We start from the raw sequence: 16,606 nt of genomic DNA, 5'->3' as shown, positions 1-16,606 counted from the left end.
TAGTGACGTATGTCGATACCAGTCAACATCGGCCGGAATGATTCCCTGCGTCGGACCCTTGCGCGGGCGGCGGATGGGGTCGAGGGTAATGACCGGCGGTTTCGCCGGCGGTCGGCGCCGCCACGCAGGCCACGACCGGTCGGGGAGCGGCATGAACCTGGAGCTGCAAGGCATCGTCGACACGATGGCCGCGCGGGTCGGCCGGCCAGCGCTGATCGAGGACCGCCGCCACCGGGTGGTCGTCTACAGCGAGCAGAACGGCACGATGGACGACGTCCGCCGCTCCTCGATCCTGCGCCGGCACACCACGCCCGAGGTCGTCTCGTGGCTGCGCGGCTTCGGCATCCTCAAGGCGCGCGTGCCGGTCCGCACGCCGGCCTGCCCCGAGCTCGACCTGCTGCCCCGCCTCTGCGTGCCGATCGTCCACCAGGACCGCCTGCTCGGATACGTGTGGTTCATCGACGACGGCGGCATGACCGACGCGGACATCGACGTGGTCAGGCGGGCGACCGGCGACCTGTCGCTCGCCCTCTACCGGGAAAACCTGCTCGGCGAGCTGGCCTCGCAGCGCGAGGCCGAGGCGGCCCGCACCCTGCTGTCGGACAACCCGCTCACCCGCGAGGAGATGGTCAAGTCGCTGCTGGGCGACGGCGTGGTCACCGCCGACGGCCCGGCCACCGCGATCGTCGCCCAGCTCGTCCCGGCGCGCGGGCAGGTGCTCGACGAGGACGCCGGCATCGCGCTGGAGCAGGCGCTCGTCGCCACCCGCCGCTGGCTCGGCGTCCGCGACGCGCTCCACCTGCTCCGCCACGACCAGGGCGTGCTGCTGGTCCGCGGCGGCCAGGTCGCCGGCCGCCCATCCGCCGAGGCCGCCGCCGGATACCTCCGCGAAGGCCTGCGCAACGCGATCGGCGACCTGCCCGAGGTCGCCCGCGTGGTCGTGGGCGTCGGCGCACCGCGCCCCCGCCTCGCCGACGCCATCCACTCGTACGACGAGGCCGTCCAGTCGGCCCGCGTCGGCGTGCGGCTGCCCGCGCTGGGCCCGACGATCTCCTGGACCGACCTGGGCATCTACCGCATGCTGTCGCAGATGGAGGGTCGCCACCTCGACGTGGCCACCGTCCACCCCGGACTGCGCCGCCTGCTCGACGACGAGGCCAACCAGGCGCTGCTGGAGACGCTCGAGGCCTACCTCGACCTGGCCGGCAACGCCCACGCCACCGCCGAACGCCTGCGCCTGCACCGCACCACGCTCTACTACCGCCTGCACCGGGTGGAGCAGCTGGCCGAGACCGACCTCAAGGACGGCAACGAACGCCTCTGCCTCCACCTGGCGCTCAAGCTGGCCCGCCTGACCGGCGACTACCGGCCCAGCGCCTGACGACCCAAACAAAAGTTTCCCGGGTTCGCGTCAGCCGCGGACCGCCGCTCCCGCCGGAGACCGCTGCGGCCGGCGGCTCGCCAAGGCTCGCCGAAATCTTCGGCCGTCCGACCAACGACGGACGGGTGAGGCCGCGGGAGCAGCGGCATGGACCACCGCGGACATCGCGGTAGCTCTCCCGATCTCGGCGATCACCATGGACACCATGGTCGGGCGTGGGGAGCGGGATGGCGGTGGCGGGCCGCCATCCCGTCACCGGGGGTCAGGTGCGGCAGGCGTTCGCGCCGTGGACGGTGTTCGGGGCGCCGAAGTCGCTGGGGCGGGAGCTGTTGCCCGCGCACATCAGGGCGCCGTTGACTCGGTTGCCGACCAGCAACGGGCCGTAGGGGCCGGCGAGGCGGCTGTAGCGTTCGTTGGCCGTGACCTGGGTGTTGCCGGTCAGGACGACCGCGCCGTTGAAGGAGCTGCCGGCGACCGTCACGTCGCGGGTGGTGCCGGTGAGCTGGACCGCGCCGCTGACCGTCGAGCCGAAGACCTGCACCGCCTGGGCGCGGGTCGCGACGAGCGTGCCGCCGATCGTGCTCTGCCGGACCACCAGCGAGGCGCCCGCGCGTACCGTCACCTGGCCGGCCACCTGGGCGTTCGTCAGGCAGGTCACGCCCGAGGTGACGGTGACCGAGCCCTGGCGGCCGGTCAGCGTCCGGGTGCAGGCGGGGGAGGCGCCGGGGATCACGGTGGCGCGGTAGCTCGCCGCCGGGCCGATGTTGCCGGCCGGGTCGATCGCGCGGTGCTCGACCAGGTGGGTGCCGAAGCCGGGCACGAAGCCGCCGCTCGGGTGGTCGTCGGGCAGCGTCTGCTCGAACGTGGCCCGGGAGAGCCCGCCCGTGCCGAGGTTGCCGTAGGTCAGTGCCTTCACGTTCGTGCCCGAGTGGCGGAACTGGAACGGCGACGCCGGCATCGGCTGCTCCGGGAAGCCGAAGTAGTTGAACCAGCCGTCCTTGTCGAGCCGGAACTGCCCGACCACGTACCGCCCGGTCTGGTCGTCGCGCGGCTCGAGCCACATGTCCCAGCCGTCGAAGTAGACCGGGTGCTCCAGCGCGCCGGGCAGCGTGGCCAGCGGTGTGGAGAGCCGGCGGGGCGCTGTCGGCAGCGCGTTGTCGACGGTCCACTCGACCGAGTCCGAGGCGCCGGCCGGGTCGGTCGCCGTCGCGACGAGCTTGTGCGTGCCGGCGGAGAGGTCGAGCGCGCCGAGGTCGAGGCGGCGGCTGTTCCCCGGGTTGGGCACCGCCTTGCCGTCCAGCGTCCAGGCCACGTCGAGGATGCGGTCGGAGGGGTGGTTGGTCTCCACGAAGACGACCTCGTCGCCGGCGACCGGCTGCGTGGTCATCGTCGAAGAGGTGATCTCGGCGGCCGCCGGTGTCGGCGTCACGCCCGGCGCGCCGACCGTCCACTCGCGAGTCTGCACGAAGCGCGGCCCGTTGTACCCGGAGTTGGTGGCACTGTCGCCGGTGGAGGGGTTGCGCACCCAGTCGATCCCGTCCGGCCCGACCGGGTCGCGCACCTCTACCCGCACCGCGGTGCCGGCCGGCAGGCCCAACGACGCGAGGTCGAGGCTGTCCGCCGTGCCGACGACGGTGCCGCCGACCCGCCAGGTCACCTGGAGCTCGTGGTATCGCGGATGGCCGGTCTCCACCCACAGCACGCCATCGGACGGCACCGTCCCCAGTGGAGTGTGCTGGAGGGCCATCTGGCCGGCGTTGCGCCGCCCGGTGATGCGGGCGACCATGTGCTCGCGGCCGATCTGGTCCCAGTCGAAGCCGATCCACCGCATGATGGAGTGCTCGCTCGGCCGGCGCTGTCCACAGGGGAACATGCCGCCGCCCTCGTGCAGCCCGATCGTGCCGCCGGACAGGCTCTCCTCGCCCACCCACCGCCACCACTTGTGCTGGTCGGCGACCATCCGCGCGGGGTCGGTGTACACGGTGTGGTGGAAGCTGCTCGGCTCGGCGCCGGTGTAGCAGGGGCGCACCACGTCGCGGGAGGAGTACGGGTACTCGTCGGCCATCGTGCCGAGCGAGTGGCCGAGCTCGTGCAGCGAGATCAGCGGACCCTGCGGCGAGCCGCCGGACGTGGTGGCGTTGGTGCCGCCGATCCCGCCGTACGTGAACGTATTGAAGATGGCGAGCGTCTGGAGGTTCTGCGACGTGCGCGGGATGCCGAGGGCGGGCACCACGTACGACTCGAGGATGCGGTTGTGTGCCTGCGTCCCGGTCTCGCACGGGTTGACGCCCGGCGGGTAGTACGCGGCGTCGTTTTCGCAGCCGACCGGCGCTCCACCGTAGACGGTGCCGCGGGCGAGCGGGTCGGCACAGCCGTTCTGGAAGATCATGCGCAGCGCGGTGCGCTTGCCGTCGATCGGGCCTTCGCGCACGCCGGTGTCGCGGATGGTGCCGTCGGGGTGGCGCACCCGCCCGTCGGGGTCGCAGCGGACGCCGTAGTCGATGGAGGCGATCTCGACCGCGTACACGTTGATGTAGTCGCGGTAGGTGCGGAACGGCTCGGTGGCCCACATGACCGCGAGGTTGCGGTCGACGTCCGCGAGGAAGATGCTCTGCTGGTCGGCCTGGTAGCCGTCGCCGAGGATGACGAGGTTGAGCCGGTCGGCGGCCGGGCCGGTGACCTGGATCGGGTGCACCTTCGGCTCGGGCAGCGGCTGCTCTTGCGCCCGCGCCGGGGTGGCGACCAGCAATCCCCCCGCCACAGCCGCCATCATCAGGAACGCTCTCTGTCGCAACGGACCCACCTCACCCCAGGAGAAGCTCGCGGATACGGGTATCCAATGTGGACGCGTCGAGGCCGCCGGGCCAGCCGCGCAGCAGCGCGCCACCCTTGGCGACGAGCACCACGGCGCCCGGCTCGCGGACGGCGTACGACCGGGAGATCGTGCCGTCCGTGTCGACCACGACGGGAAACTCGGCGCGGTGCGACCGCAGGTAGGAGTCGAGATCCGCGGGCTCGTCCTCGGTCACCACGCCGACGAAGACGACCCTGTCGCGCAGGCCGCGGGCGAGCTCGCTCAGCGCGCTCTGCCGCTCGGCGCAGGTGGTGCACCACGAGCTGAAGAAGAGCAGGACCACCGGCCGCTCCGCCCAGAGGTCGGCGGCGGCGAGACCGGTGCCGTCGGTGAGCGTGCCGGTGAAGACGGGCGCGCTCGGCGTGCCGGGCGGCACGGGCCGCAGGGCGAGGCCGGCCGGGACCGGTCCGGGCAGCGTGGCCGCCCCGCCGGCCGGCGTCGCCGGGTCTCCACCGTCGCACGCCGCGACGCCGAGCACAACGGCCAGAAGTACCGCCACGGCCCTCACGACGGCACCACCGCGACGAGCGAGTCCGCGTCGGGCCGGAGCGGGATCGGCGACTCGTCGTCGACGACGAGCTGGTAGCCGGCCCGCGACGGCACCGAGACCGACACGGCGAACTCGCAGTACGTCGGGACGCGGTCGACTTCGAGGTCTTCCTCGAACGTGCGCACCGCCTTGCCGGGCGGCAGCTTGCCGTCGGTCAGCGTCCGCCCGTCGAGGTCGACGACCTTGAACGGCGCCCGGTTGTGGAAGAACGTGTACGCCCCGGTGCCGGCGCAGTCGACGCCCTCCTCGCGGATGTTGATGTCGCGCACGAGGACGCGGACCGTCGTCGCCGACGCGGCCTCGCCCCCGCAGCCACCCACCGCGGCCGCGAGCAGCAAGGCCACGCCGTAACGCAGGATCAATCCTTCTCCAGGTGGCACGTCTCCGTGACCGTCTTGGTCGGGTCGCTGACCGAGGTGGCGGTCAGCTTGGCGAACCCGCGCGCGGCCGCGTCGGCGGTCGCCCCGACCGATACCTTCACGGTGGTCTTCTTGCCGTACGGGACCGCGGCGAGGGCGTTCGGCACCTCGACCCGCCAGCCGATCTGCCCGATGTCCGCGGAGAGGCGGTATACGTCCGACTTGAGGTACGGCGTGACGGTTTCCGGGTGCTGCTGCCCGCCGGCCGACCAGGTGCCGGTGTTGGTCAGCTCGAACGAGCAGGTCACGCCCCGGCCGGTCGGCTTGCCGCTGGTGGTGACGCGGCCGTCGCCCAGGTCGACGCCGTGCGTGCTCGGCCCGCCGGTGCCGTCGAGCGACCGCACCGCGACCGTGTACGACAGCACGCCGCTCGCGTCGCGCTTGAGGTCGAGCACGTAGAAGTGCAGCCGGTTGGCCTCGTCGACGTACTCGTACTCGCTGCCCGACCGGGTACCGGCGTGGAAGAGCGCGTCCGACAGCTGCCGGTAGTCGCCCATGGTGATCTTCTGCGGCGTGCCGTTGGGCTGGTAGAAGTCGATCATGTCGATGTCCTGCGGGTTCGCGTCGATCACCCAGACGAACGGCGCGCTGTCCGCGTTCTTCGTCTTGCTGATCAGCACCCCGCTGTCCGGCGTGAACGAGTCAGCGCCCATCCGGTCGACGACCTCGACGGTGTAGTTGTTGTAGCCGCCGCCGTCGCAGAGCGGGTTTTCGCTGACGACGCAGGCCGGCGAGTTGTCGCGGTTCATCGCGATGTTGATGCCGGTGAGCCCCTTCGGCCCGGCGTCGACGGCGCGGGCGGTGACCTGGGCGACCACCAGGCCCGAGGACGCGAGCGCCTCGCGGGAGAGCCGCAGCAGGTGCTCCTCGCCGAGCAGCCCGATCTTGATCTTGTCGCGGACGACGTGCAGCGAGCCCATCGAGCCGCCGTTGACCGGCGGGATCTGCCAGCGGGTGTGCGGCCCGCCCGGCCCGTTGAACGAGCCGCGCGACATCATGCTCCAGATGCCGGTGTACGCGCGTCTCAGCGGTACCCCATAAGGGTTGTTGTAGTTGTCCCCGATGCTCAGCAGGTGGGTCAGCTCGTGCGCGTAGACGCCCATGCCCGAGCTCTCCGCCTGGGTCGACGAGCCGCCGCCCGCGTTCGGCCAGATGGAGGAGGCGGCCTTCCACGAGGTCCACTCGACGTATCGGGTGCGCGCGTAGTTGGGCAGGGCCGGGTCCGGCGGGCCCCACGCGTCCGGCACGTCCTCCTTGGTCTGGAACATCATCTGGCCGAACTCCTGCCAGGTCGACGACTCGTCCTGGCCGGCGGAGAGGATGAAGACCAGCTCGTACGAGTCGGCGACCGCGTCACCGACGGCCGCCCGCCACGCGCCGAGCCCGTCGGTGCGGATGTTGCGGGCGCACTGCTCGCCGGCCGGGCACCCGCCGGGGTTGAAGCCGTTGTCGATGCCGTACTGGTAGGACTTCGCCGGCATCTGGTACGGCCCGAAGCCGGTCAGGTCGACGCCGTAGCGGCCGTTCGAGTCCTGCATCCAGTACTCGTGCAGGGTGTGCCCCTTGTTCAGGGTGTTCGGCGTGTTGAGAAAGTCGCGGTAGAAGGTGGCCACCTGGTCGCGCGGGATGTTCTGCGCGGTCGCCTGCGGGTTGCCGAAGAGCGTGGAGCGGGCCCGCTGCGCGACCACGAACGGCTGGTCCGGGTAGTCCAGCGTGACCAGCGCGATCTTGAAGTTGCGCGTGGACCCGGCCACCGACGGGTCGGCCCAGTTTTTGCCCGGGACCGCCGTCCAGTCGTCCCAGGTCATGGTGTCCGGGTTTTGCCAGGCCTGCGGGTCGAGCACGTCGAACGGGCCGGTGCCGCCGGCCGGATTGCCGGGCGCGGCCGCCGCCGGGGTGGCCACGGCGGCGACGAGTACGGTCGCGAGGGCGGCGGCAAGGGCCGCGCGCCGCTTGAACTGAAGGCCCATCACGCCACCCTTCACGGAGGTGATCGTGAATTTATGGGCACGGATAGTAGCGCGTCACTGTACATCTGCCGGTAGATCATGGACGCGGTTTCGACATCTGACTGATCCCACCCCGGCCGCTTTGCCATAACGTACGCACAACTGGCATAGGGGAGGATGCATGAGTCGCTCCGGCAGGCTGTTCCGCGTCGCCGTTGCCCTGCTACCGGTGGCCGCCGTCGCGGTCCTGGGCGGGACGAGCCCCGCCTTCGCGGCGGACGTTCCGTCGATCGTCGTCTCCGGCGGTGTCACCCAGCCCGTCTTCGGCTACACGGACGCGATCCGCGAGCGGCTGTTCATCGACTCCACATTCGACAGCGACCGCGACGGGCTGCGCGACATCATCGCCTTCGACGTGATGCGTCCAAAGGCGACCCTCGACGGCCTCAAGGTGCCGGTCGTCATGGACGCCAGCCCGTACTACTCCACGCTCTGCCGGGGCAACGAGGCCGAGTGCAAGGCCGACCTCGACGGCGACGGCCTGCTCGACAAGTGGCCGCTCTTCTACGACAACTACTTCGTGCCGCGCGGCTACGCGGTGATCCTGCTGGACATGGTCGGCACCAACAACTCCACCGGCTGCCCGACCACCAACGCCAACGAGGACAACCTCAGCGCCAAGCAGGCCATCAACTGGCTCAACGGCCGGGCCACCGCCCGCAACGCCGCCGGCCAGGTCGTCACGGCCGACTGGCACAACGGCAAGAGCGCGATGATCGGCAAGTCGTACGACGGCTCGCTGGCCATGGCGACCGCGGTGACCGGCGTGCCGGGCCTGACCACCGTGGTGCCGATCAGCGGGCCGACCGAGTACTACGACTACGTGCGCAGCAACGGCGTCGTCACCCGGGGCAACAGCTACGTGGCGTCGCTCGCCAACATCGTCACCAACCCCGACCGGCGGGCCTACTGCCAGCCGACCCGCGACCGCATCGCCGCCGCGGACGGCGACGAGACCGGTGACTACACCGCCTTCTGGAACGAGCGCAGCTACGTCAAGAAGGTGCCCAACATGACCGCCAGCGTGCTGCTCTACCACGGCCTCAACGACGACAACGTGCGGGCCGACCACTTCAGCAAGTTCTGGTACGCGCTCGCCGAGAACGATGTGCCGCGCAAGCTGTGGCTCTCCCAGGAGGGGCACGTCGACCCGTTCGACTCGCGGCGCGCGGTGTGGGTGTCCACATTGCACCGCTGGTTCGACTTCTGGCTGCATGGCGTGGCCAACGGCATCATGGACGAGCCGCGCGTCGACATCGAGCGCTCGGCCGACGTGTGGGAGACGTACGCCGACTGGCCGGTGCCCGGCAAGGCCGACACCGAGGTCTTCCTCCAGCCCGGCACCGGCGGCGCCGGCGGGCTCAAGGTGGTGCCGGTCGCGTCGCCCACCACGCGGTCCTTCCAGGACAGTCCGACCCAGAGCCAGAACACGATGATCCTCAACCCGGACCTGGTACAGCCGAACCGGCTCGCCTTCCTGTCCGCGCCACTGACCGCGCCGCTGCACATCTCGGGTACGCCCGTGGTGCAACTGCGGGTGACGGCCGACCAGACCGACACCAACCTCGGTGCGATCCTGGTCGACTACGGCGCCGCCGAGCGGGTCAACCACCGCGCCTCGGGCGAGGGCATCATCACGCTCGACACGCAGGACTGCTGGGGTGAGACGAGCCCGACCGACGACCCCTGCTACAAGCAGACCCAGAAGCGGGTGGCGACGTCCGATGTGGAGCTGGTGACGAAGGGCATCCAGGACGCACTAAACCGCCAGTCGATCCGCACGGCGGTGCCGCTGGTGCCCGGCCAGGCGTACAACTACAGCTTCCCGATGCTGCCCGAAGACTACGTGTTCCAGCCCGGACACCGGATCGGCGTCGTCATCGTGGGCAGCTACCCGCAGTACTCCAGCCAGGTCGACCAGACCCGCGCCCGGCTCGACGTCGCGCTCAAGACGAGCAACGTGGTGCTCCCGGTGGTCGGTGGCACGGCCGCCGCGCACGCCGCGGGCCTCTGACCCCTCGGTTTCGTCACTTGAAGGTCTCGCTGTCGGCGCTGGCGACCGTCGCCCCGTCGACAGCGAGCACCGAGCGGATGAAGTAGGCCCCGTGCTCGGGCGGGAGCGGGATCCAGAAGTCGAGGCTGGCGGTGTCCCGGTCCGACGTCGCGACGAGCCGGTACGCGAGGTTGGTGTTCAGCCATTCGCCGTGCAGCCGGCGGGCGCCGCCCTGCTGCCACATCGACCACGAGAGGTGGGCCGGCCGGTCACGCATGCCGGTCAGCTCGAGTTCGACGGTCACCACCACGCCGAGCGGTTCGCTCTCGTCGGCCGGCACCTTGCGCGCCTGCTGGAAGATGTTGTCGACCCCAGCCGCACCTCGCTCCTCCTGCTCGACGCCGTGCGTGGGCGACGCGCTCGGGAGCGTGCTGTCCGCATATTGAGCCGCCAAGCCGGGGTTTGCGCGGCACGCGGAAGCGAACGTCTTCATGTGATCGCATATCCGCCTCGGGTCGACGCGCAAGGTTTGGCCCTTGTCCGCGGAGGGTTCGACCTCGACCGCGCTCCCTTGGAGGAGTGGGGCGGCGGGCTCAACCGGTGACGACTCCGGGGCGGAGGTCGTGGGAGGCACAGACGTCGCGTCCGCCGGCGGCGCGGTGTCGCTCGGCTCCGGTGCCGGCTCCGGCGGCCACTCGGGTGCGGGCTCGCCCGTGGCGGCGGTCGCCGCGGCGGCCAGGTGTAAGCCGCCCATGCCGAACGTGTCCTCGCCGGTGCCGTGCGCCGTGGCGATCCGCTGGCGGTACTCGCTGAACGGCACCTCCGGCGTGATCCGTACGGCGTGGAAGGCCGCCGCGTTCGCCGGGTCCGGCGCCGGCCAGAGCGACACGATCGCGGCGACCGCGGAAGCCAGCGCGCCCGCGCCGACGATCGTCTTGGTGGCGCCGTTCCACCAGCGCCGCCAGGCCGGCTGGTCCGCCTCTTCACGCTGGCGCCCGCTGTAGTCCACTCCGCGCGGCGCGCGCCGTTCCATCCGTTTTGCCATGGCTGAGTCCTAGCTCAGGTACGCAGAACTCCAGCCTATGGCGGCGTGATCATCCGCGGAGCCGAATCGGCACATTGCCCGGCGTCGCTACCATGCCGCCGTGGCTCGGTTCCAGATCCACCCGCAGGCCAGACCGCCGAGCTTCCACGCCCAGGAGTGGTCCCAGACGGCCTGGTCGGACGCCGGCGGCCGGGTCCCGCGCCGCCCGGTCCGCGTCCGCTACCGCTATCCGAGCCTGGACAGCCCGGCCCGCACCGGCCGCGACGGCGTGGTCCTGCTGATCTTCACGCTGATCGGCAGCCCGATCCTGCTGGTGCTGGGCGGGTGGGCGCTGTCGGAGGGCGACCGCACGCTGTACGACTGGGCCGGGGCCGCGCTGGCGTTCTCGTTCGTGGCCTGGTGGTGGTACATGATCGCCACGCACTTCGTGCGGGCCGTGCGCGGCGCCGGCCGCCGCACGGTGCGCGGCGTGGCGGTCGCCTGCCAGGTCCGCACCTTCCACCACTGGGAGACCCGCGAGCCGTACGACATCCACTTCCTGGGCGTCGACGACGGCACGAGCGACGACTGCTACGGCTGGGAAGTCCCGCACGAGGTGTACCAGGCGGTCGTCGACGGCACGCGGGTGGAGGTGGTGGTCTCCGGCGACCGCCGGTACATCTACACGCTCGACACCACCCCGATCGACTGACCGTTCGGGCGATCCGTCTGTAACGCTTGTGTGAACGTGTGTGAACGGTGGTGCCGCTGGGGCGCGGCTCCTGTCCACCAGCTAGGACACAGGTTGGCGTGAACAACGCGCGCACTCTTGTTCACGAAGTTTAAGCCTGATAGAACACGGAGAGCGGTCCACCTCCGGTCGCGGTTCTGGAAGGACGTCCCATGGCTGACTCAAGCCTCTCCCGCCGTTCCGTGCTCCAGCTCGGCGGCAGCGTCGCGCTGCTGCTGGCCACCGGCGCGTGCGCCGCCGGTTCGAAGAAGGAAGGTGGCTCCGGCACCGCGTCGGCGGGGCCGGCCGCCGGCACCCTGCGCATCGCCGTCTCCAGCTACCTCAGCAGCTGGGACCAGGACTTCGTCGGGTTCGACCTGACCGCCCTGATGCTGTACAAGAACGTGTTCCCATACATGATCGACTATGGCGTGACCGACGCCGGCGGGTCGAAGATCCTCGACACGCAGAGCATCACGCCGACGTTCGCCGAGTCGTTCGAGCCGAGCGCCGACCAGAAGACCTGGACGCTCAAGCTGCGCAAGGGCGTCACGTTCGCCAGCGGCAACGAGCTGAAGGCCGCGGACGTCAAGTGGTCCAAGGACCGCGCCTTCGCCGCGCAGGCCAACGTCGCCGGCGTCTACCGCACTATCGGCCTCACCGAGCCGGACCAGGTGCGGGTCGTCGACGACTACACGGTCACGTTCACCCAGGCCTTCCCGAGCGCGCTGACCCGGCAGATCCAGGCCATCTCGCTGTACGTCTTCGACTCCGTCGAAGCCAAGAAGCACGCCACCGACGCCGACCCCTGGGCCAAGGACTGGCTCGCCAAGAACGCGCCCACCGGCGGCTACTTCAACGTCACCAAGGCCACCCAGGGGCAGGAGATCGTGCTGGAGGCCAACAAGGGGTACACCGGTCCGGACCCCGCCAAGGCCGCCACCATCCGCATCGCGGTCGTGGCGGACGGCTCCAACCAGCGGCTCCAGCTCCAAAACGGAGACATCGACGTCGCGCTCGGCATCGGGCAGCGCGACATCGTCGACCTCAAGAAGACCGACGGCATCACGGTGGTCTCGGCCGCCAGCAACGAGCAGGTCGCGATCCAGATGTCCGTGACGACCGCGCCGTTCGACGACGTGAACGTCCGCAAGGCCCTCGCCTACGCGGTGCCGTACGAGCAGATCATCGCGAACGTGTACGGCGGCGACGCCCGGCCCACCAAGAGCCTGGTCCCGCTGGACATGCCGGGGTACGACGAGAGCGGCTACCCGTTCGGCTACGACGTCGAGAAGGCGAAGGCCGCGCTCGGCGGCAAGGCCATCAGCTCGGAGCTGGTTTTCGAGACCGACAACGCCACCCAGCAGCAGATCGCGGTGCTCGTGCAGAGCGAGGCGCGCAAGGCCGGCATCGAGCTCAAGCTGACCCCGCTCGACCCGGCCACGCTCGCCGGCCGGCGGCAGCAGAAGAACATCCCGCTCCAGCTCACCTCCGGCCAGCTGTGGGTCAACGACGTCGAGTACATGCTGGCGACGAGCTTCGTGAAGGGCGCGGCCCTCAACTACGCCAACTACACCAACGCGGAGATCGAGCAGATCTACGAGAAGTCGCACACCACAGTGGACGGAGCCGCGCGGCTGGCGCTGTGGAAGCGGGTACAGGAGATCTTCGCCGCCGACGTGCCCTGGGTCATCATCTGCCAGCCCAACTTCAACCTGCCGGTCCGCTCGTCGGTGAGCGGCTGGGTCCAGCCGATGGACGGGCTGGCCCGGCTGCGCTACCTGAGCGTGTCGGCCTGACCCGCGGATGCGGCTCCTTCGTTTCGTCGCCCGGCGGCTGCTCCAGGTCGTCCCGGTCCTGCTCGGCGTGGTCGTGCTGACCTTCGTGCTGGTGCGCGTGCTGCCGGGCGACCCGATCCGCACGATCCTCGGCCCGAACGCGACCGAGGCCGACGCCGACGCGGCACGCGCCCGCTTCGGGCTGGACAAGCCGATGTGGCAGCAGTTCCTCGATTACCTGAAAGGGCTGGCCACCGGCGACCTCGGCACGTCCATCCAGAGTGGAACGTCGGTCGGCTCGGAGCTGGCCGTCCGGGTCGGCCCGACGCTGGAGCTGGTGGTGATCGCGGTCGGCCTCGCCCTGGTGGTCGCGGTGGTGTTCGGCGTCTGGTCGGCCCGGCGCGCGGACCGGTTCGGCGACCACAGCGTGCGGGTGCTCGCGCTGGTCGGCAACTCGATGCCGGAGTTCTGGCTGGGCCTGGTGCTGATCCTGGTCGGATACAGCGCGCTCGGCTGGTTTCCCGCGCCCAGCGGCCGGGTCGACCCGGACACCAACCTGACGCCGCTCACCGGCGCCGACCTGCTCGACGCGGTGCTCACCGCCAACGGCCCGGCGTTCACCTCGGCGCTCAGCCACCTCGTGCTGCCGGTCGCGACGCTCGCGATCGTCGTCGTCGCGCCGCTGCTGCGCAGCGTGCGCGCCTCCGCCCTGGAGGTTCTGCGCTCCGAGGCCTACCTCGCCGCCACCACGCACGGCCTGCGGCCACGCACTCTTTTGCGGGGGTACCTGCTGCGCCCGGCCCTGGTCCGCCTGCCGGCGCTCGCCGCGCTGGTGTTCGGCACCGCGATCGGCTCGACCGTGCTCGTCGAGTACGTCTACTCGTGGCAGGGCTTCGGGCAGTGGGCGCTGCGCGGGCTGCTCTACCGCGACTATCCGGTGGTGCAGGCGTCGGTGCTGCTGGTCGCGCTCTGCTACGTGCTCGTGTTCCTGATCGCCGACGTGGTGCACGCGATCCTCGACCCGAGAGTGAGGATCTGATGACCGGCGTGCGCGCGGAGACCAGGTCCAGGTCGTTCTCCCGGGTGCTGATCGTGACCGGCGCGGCGATCCTGGCCGTGGTGGCGCTCGCCGCGTTGGCCGCGCCGCTGCTCAGCGGCTGGGGCCCGGAGGAGATCGACCCGGCCGCGAGCCTCGCCGGGCCGGGCGGCGCGCACCCGCTCGGCACCGACACCAACGGCATGGACGTCTGGAGCCGGCTGCTCTACGCCGCCCGCCTCGACCTCGGCGTCGCGGTCACCGCGGTCGCCCTCGCCGTCGTGGTCGGCACCGCGCTCGGGCTGCTCGCCGGATACCTCGGCGGGTGGATCGACGACGTGCTGATGCGGATCGTCGACATCTTCCAGGCGTTTCCCACGTTCATCCTCGCGCTCGCCGTCGCCGCCCTGCTCGGCAACGGCACCGTCAACCTCGTCATCACCATCGCCCTCGTCAACGCGCCGGCGTACGCGCGGCTGGTCCGCGCCGAGGTCCGCTCGATCCGCGAACTGCCCTTTGTGGACGCTTCCATCACCTCGGGCGCTTCCACGCTCGGCGTGCTGTGGCGGCACGTGCTGCCCAACAGCCTCACGCCGGTGCGGGTCATCGCGCCGCTCAACTGCGGGTGGGCGATGCTCACGCTCGCCGGCCTGTCGTTCCTCGGCCTCGGCGTGACCGTGCCGGGCGCCGAGTGGGGCGCGATGATCAGCCTCGGCAGCCCGGACGTGGTCGCCGGCCGCTGGTGGACGTCGGTGCCGCCCGGCCTGGCGCTGCTGGTCTGCGTGCTCGGCTTCAGCCTGCTCGGCGAGGGCCTCCAGGAACGCGCCGACGCGAGGAGGCGGTCGTGAGCTCGCTTCTGTCCATCGAGGACCTGTCGGTGCTGATCCGGCGGCCGGGGCGGGACGTCGCCGCGCTCAGCGGGGTCAGCCTGCACGTCGACGCCGGCGAGGTGGTCGGGCTGGTCGGCGAGAGCGGCGGTGGCAAGAGCATGGTCGCCCGCGCGATCGTCGCGCTGCTGCCGGACGGCGCGCGGACCGGTGGCGCGGTCCGCTTCGACGGCGCGGACGTCCTCGCGATGGACCGGGCCGCGCTCGCCACCCACCGCGGGCACGGCGCCGCCCTCTGCTTCCAGAACCCGCGCGGCGCGCTCAGCCCCACCCGCACCGTCGGCCGTCAGCTCACCGACCGCCTCACCACCCACCAGGGCATGGAACGGGACGCGGCGCGGGAGGCCGCGCGGCAGCTCTTCGAGGCGGTCGGCATCCGCAACCCGGCCAGCCGCCTCGACGCGTACCCGCACGAGCTGTCCGGCGGCATGGCCCAGCGGGTGATGATCTCGCTGGCCACGGGCTGCGCGCCGGGGCTGCTGATCGCCGACGAGCCGACCACCGGGCTGGACGTCACGCTGACCCGGGAGATCCTTCGGCAGTTCCGGCACGCCGCCGACACCGACGGGCGCGGCGTGCTGCTCATCTCGCACGACCTCGCGTCGATCGCGCCGATCTGCGACCGGGTCGTCGTGCTGTACGCCGGCACGGTGGTCGAGAGTGGACCGGCGGCCACGGTGCTGCGCGAGCCGGCCCACCCGTACACCCGGGCGCTGCTCGCCTCGGTGCCCGACGTCTCCGGCCGCCCGGCCCGCGCGATCGGCGGGGCGATGCCGCTGCTGTCGTCGCCGCCCGCGGCGTGCCCGTTCGCGCCCCGCTGCGCGCACGCGACCGGCCGCTGCACGAGTGAGCGGCCGGCGCCGACCGGTGACGGCTGGGAGTTCGCGTGCTTCCATCCGCAGACCGGTCCGATCGTGGGCGGCGAGACCGCCGGGCGCACCGGAGGAGAGCCCGGCTCCGTGGTCATGGAGATCGAGGACGCGCACGTCGTATACGGGAGCCGGTTCGGCAGCGGCGGCCACCACGCCCTGCGCGGGGTCAGCCTCCAGGTCCGCGCCGGCGAGACGGTCGGCGTGGTGGGGGAGAGCGGCTGCGGCAAGAGCACCCTCGCCCGGCTGATGCTCGGCCTCACCGCGCCGACCACCGGCACGGTGAAGCTGGCCGGCACCGAAATGCGGGCGCTCCGTGGCCGGAAGCTGCGCCGGCTGCGTACCAAGGCGCGGCTGGTCTTCCAGGACCCGGTCGGCTCGCTGAGCCCGCGCCGCACGGTCGCCGACGCGATCGGCGAGCCGCTGCGCGCCCTGGGCGTACCGGCGGCGGAGCGGGCCGCCCGCGTGGCCGAGGTGCTGGCCCGCCTTGGCCTCGACCCGGCCATGCTCCGCCGCCGCCCGCACGAGCTGTCCGGCGGCCAGGCGCAGCGGGTCGGCATCGCGCGGGCGCTGGTCGGCGACCCCGAGCTGATCGTCTTCGACGAGCCGACGTCGGCGCTCGACGTGACCGTGCAGGCGCAGATCCTCGACGTCATCGCCGAGCTGGCGGGCGACTCGACGCGCGGCTCGGTGTTCATCTCCCACGACCTGGCCACGGTCCGCGGCTTCTGCGACCGGGTAGTGGTGCTCTACCTCGGCCGGATCGTCGAGCAGGGCCCGGTCGACGAGGTGTTCGGCAACCCGCTGCACCCGTACACCCGGGCCCTGCTGTCCAGCGCGCCGAGCCTCGACGGCGGCTTCACCGGCCCGCGGGTGGAGCTGGCCAAGGACCTCGACGAGGCGGACGCGGCCACCGGCTGCCCGCTTGCCGCGCGGTGCCCGTTCGCCACCGACGAGTGCCGCGCCGAGCCGCAGCACCTGACGCCGTACGGGGCGACGGAGGCGGCCTGCTGGCGCGTGCCGCAGATCCCCGCCCTGATCCGGGAACGGCGTTTTGGGTTAAGGAGTTGACGCTA

12 protein-coding genes are annotated in these 16,606 nt (G+C 71.5%); 7 read left to right on the top strand and 5 right to left on the bottom strand.

Features of this window, described 5'->3' with window-relative positions:
- Positions 1-151: 151 nt before the first annotated feature.
- The gene (locus tag ACTMTJ_RS35335; protein WP_441223035.1) at positions 152-1,381 is read left to right on the top strand and encodes a PucR family transcriptional regulator; all 1,230 of its coding nucleotides are present in this window, start codon (positions 152-154) and stop codon (positions 1,379-1,381) included.
- A 262-nt stretch (positions 1,382-1,643) separates the two neighbouring features.
- Here the strand turns inward: ACTMTJ_RS35335 and ACTMTJ_RS35330 are convergent, their stop codons facing one another.
- The 4 genes from ACTMTJ_RS35330 to ACTMTJ_RS35315 are packed head-to-tail and all read right to left on the bottom strand — an operon-like array spanning position 1,644 to position 7,174.
- Positions 1,644-4,175, bottom strand: a complete 2,532-nt coding sequence (locus tag ACTMTJ_RS35330; protein WP_441223034.1) for a M64 family metallopeptidase — start codon at positions 4,173-4,175, stop codon at positions 1,644-1,646.
- A gap of 10 nt (positions 4,176-4,185) precedes the next feature.
- Complete coding sequence (locus ACTMTJ_RS35325; RefSeq protein ID WP_441223033.1) at positions 4,186-4,743, bottom strand: TlpA family protein disulfide reductase; 558 nt, start codon at positions 4,741-4,743, stop codon at positions 4,186-4,188.
- Positions 4,740-5,147, bottom strand: coding sequence for a hypothetical protein (locus tag ACTMTJ_RS35320; RefSeq protein ID WP_441223032.1), 408 nt, complete (start codon positions 5,145-5,147; stop codon positions 4,740-4,742). The genes ACTMTJ_RS35325 and ACTMTJ_RS35320 overlap by 4 nt, the downstream gene beginning before the upstream one ends.
- Positions 5,144-7,174, bottom strand: a complete 2,031-nt coding sequence (locus ACTMTJ_RS35315) for a M6 family metalloprotease domain-containing protein (RefSeq protein WP_441223031.1) — start codon at positions 7,172-7,174, stop codon at positions 5,144-5,146. The genes ACTMTJ_RS35320 and ACTMTJ_RS35315 overlap by 4 nt, the downstream gene beginning before the upstream one ends.
- Positions 7,175-7,334: 160 nt before the next feature.
- Between ACTMTJ_RS35315 and ACTMTJ_RS35310 the strand changes: the two genes are divergently transcribed.
- On the top strand, positions 7,335-9,227 hold the full coding sequence (locus ACTMTJ_RS35310) for a CocE/NonD family hydrolase (RefSeq protein ID WP_441223030.1): 1,893 nt from the start codon (positions 7,335-7,337) through the stop codon (positions 9,225-9,227).
- A gap of 13 nt (positions 9,228-9,240) precedes the next feature.
- Here the strand turns inward: ACTMTJ_RS35310 and ACTMTJ_RS35305 are convergent, their stop codons facing one another.
- Complete coding sequence (locus ACTMTJ_RS35305) at positions 9,241-10,251, bottom strand: hypothetical protein (protein WP_441223029.1); 1,011 nt, start codon at positions 10,249-10,251, stop codon at positions 9,241-9,243.
- 100 nt (positions 10,252-10,351) lie between these two features.
- On the opposite strand from ACTMTJ_RS35305, the gene ACTMTJ_RS35300 reads away from it, so the two are divergent.
- From ACTMTJ_RS35300 to ACTMTJ_RS35280, 5 genes are all read left to right on the top strand, one after another.
- Complete coding sequence (locus ACTMTJ_RS35300; RefSeq protein ID WP_441223028.1) at positions 10,352-10,942, top strand: hypothetical protein; 591 nt, start codon at positions 10,352-10,354, stop codon at positions 10,940-10,942.
- Positions 10,943-11,133: 191 nt separating this feature from the next.
- Positions 11,134-12,759: an ABC transporter substrate-binding protein gene (locus ACTMTJ_RS35295; RefSeq protein WP_441223027.1), complete on the top strand. Its 1,626-nt coding sequence runs from the start codon at positions 11,134-11,136 to the stop codon at positions 12,757-12,759.
- A gap of 7 nt (positions 12,760-12,766) precedes the next feature.
- Positions 12,767-13,777: an ABC transporter permease gene (locus ACTMTJ_RS35290; protein ID WP_441223026.1), complete on the top strand. Its 1,011-nt coding sequence runs from the start codon at positions 12,767-12,769 to the stop codon at positions 13,775-13,777.
- Positions 13,777-14,622 carry an ABC transporter permease gene (locus ACTMTJ_RS35285; protein ID WP_441223025.1) on the top strand — a complete coding sequence of 282 codons (846 nt, stop codon included), beginning with the start codon at positions 13,777-13,779 and terminating at the stop codon, positions 14,620-14,622. Before ACTMTJ_RS35290 ends, ACTMTJ_RS35285 begins: the two co-directional genes overlap by 1 nt.
- On the top strand, positions 14,619-16,601 hold the full coding sequence (locus tag ACTMTJ_RS35280; protein WP_441223024.1) for a dipeptide ABC transporter ATP-binding protein: 1,983 nt from the start codon (positions 14,619-14,621) through the stop codon (positions 16,599-16,601). The genes ACTMTJ_RS35285 and ACTMTJ_RS35280 overlap by 4 nt, the downstream gene beginning before the upstream one ends.
- Positions 16,602-16,606: the final 5 nt, after the last annotated feature.

The organism is Phytohabitans sp. LJ34, assembly GCF_052068095.1.
In the GTDB taxonomy this organism is placed as follows: domain Bacteria; phylum Actinomycetota; class Actinomycetes; order Mycobacteriales; family Micromonosporaceae; genus Phytohabitans.
Note: the sequence above shows the minus strand (reverse complement) of the source record. Positions and strands in the feature narration are given on the sequence as shown.

Excerpts from the sequence above, each read along its gene's own strand:
- ACTMTJ_RS35315 (WP_441223031.1), bottom strand. The coding sequence starts at position 7,174 with ATGGGCCTTCAGTTCAAGCGGCGCGCGGCCCTTGCCGCCGCCCTCGCG.
- ACTMTJ_RS35335 (WP_441223035.1), top strand. The coding sequence starts at position 152 with ATGAACCTGGAGCTGCAAGGCATCGTCGACACGATGGCCGCGCGGGTC.
- ACTMTJ_RS35285 (WP_441223025.1), top strand. The coding sequence starts at position 13,777 with ATGACCGGCGTGCGCGCGGAGACCAGGTCCAGGTCGTTCTCCCGGGTG.
- ACTMTJ_RS35310 (WP_441223030.1), top strand. The coding sequence starts at position 7,335 with ATGAGTCGCTCCGGCAGGCTGTTCCGCGTCGCCGTTGCCCTGCTACCG.
- ACTMTJ_RS35295 (WP_441223027.1), top strand. The coding sequence starts at position 11,134 with ATGGCTGACTCAAGCCTCTCCCGCCGTTCCGTGCTCCAGCTCGGCGGC.
- ACTMTJ_RS35305 (WP_441223029.1), bottom strand. The coding sequence starts at position 10,251 with ATGGCAAAACGGATGGAACGGCGCGCGCCGCGCGGAGTGGACTACAGC.
- ACTMTJ_RS35290 (WP_441223026.1), top strand. The coding sequence starts at position 12,767 with ATGCGGCTCCTTCGTTTCGTCGCCCGGCGGCTGCTCCAGGTCGTCCCG.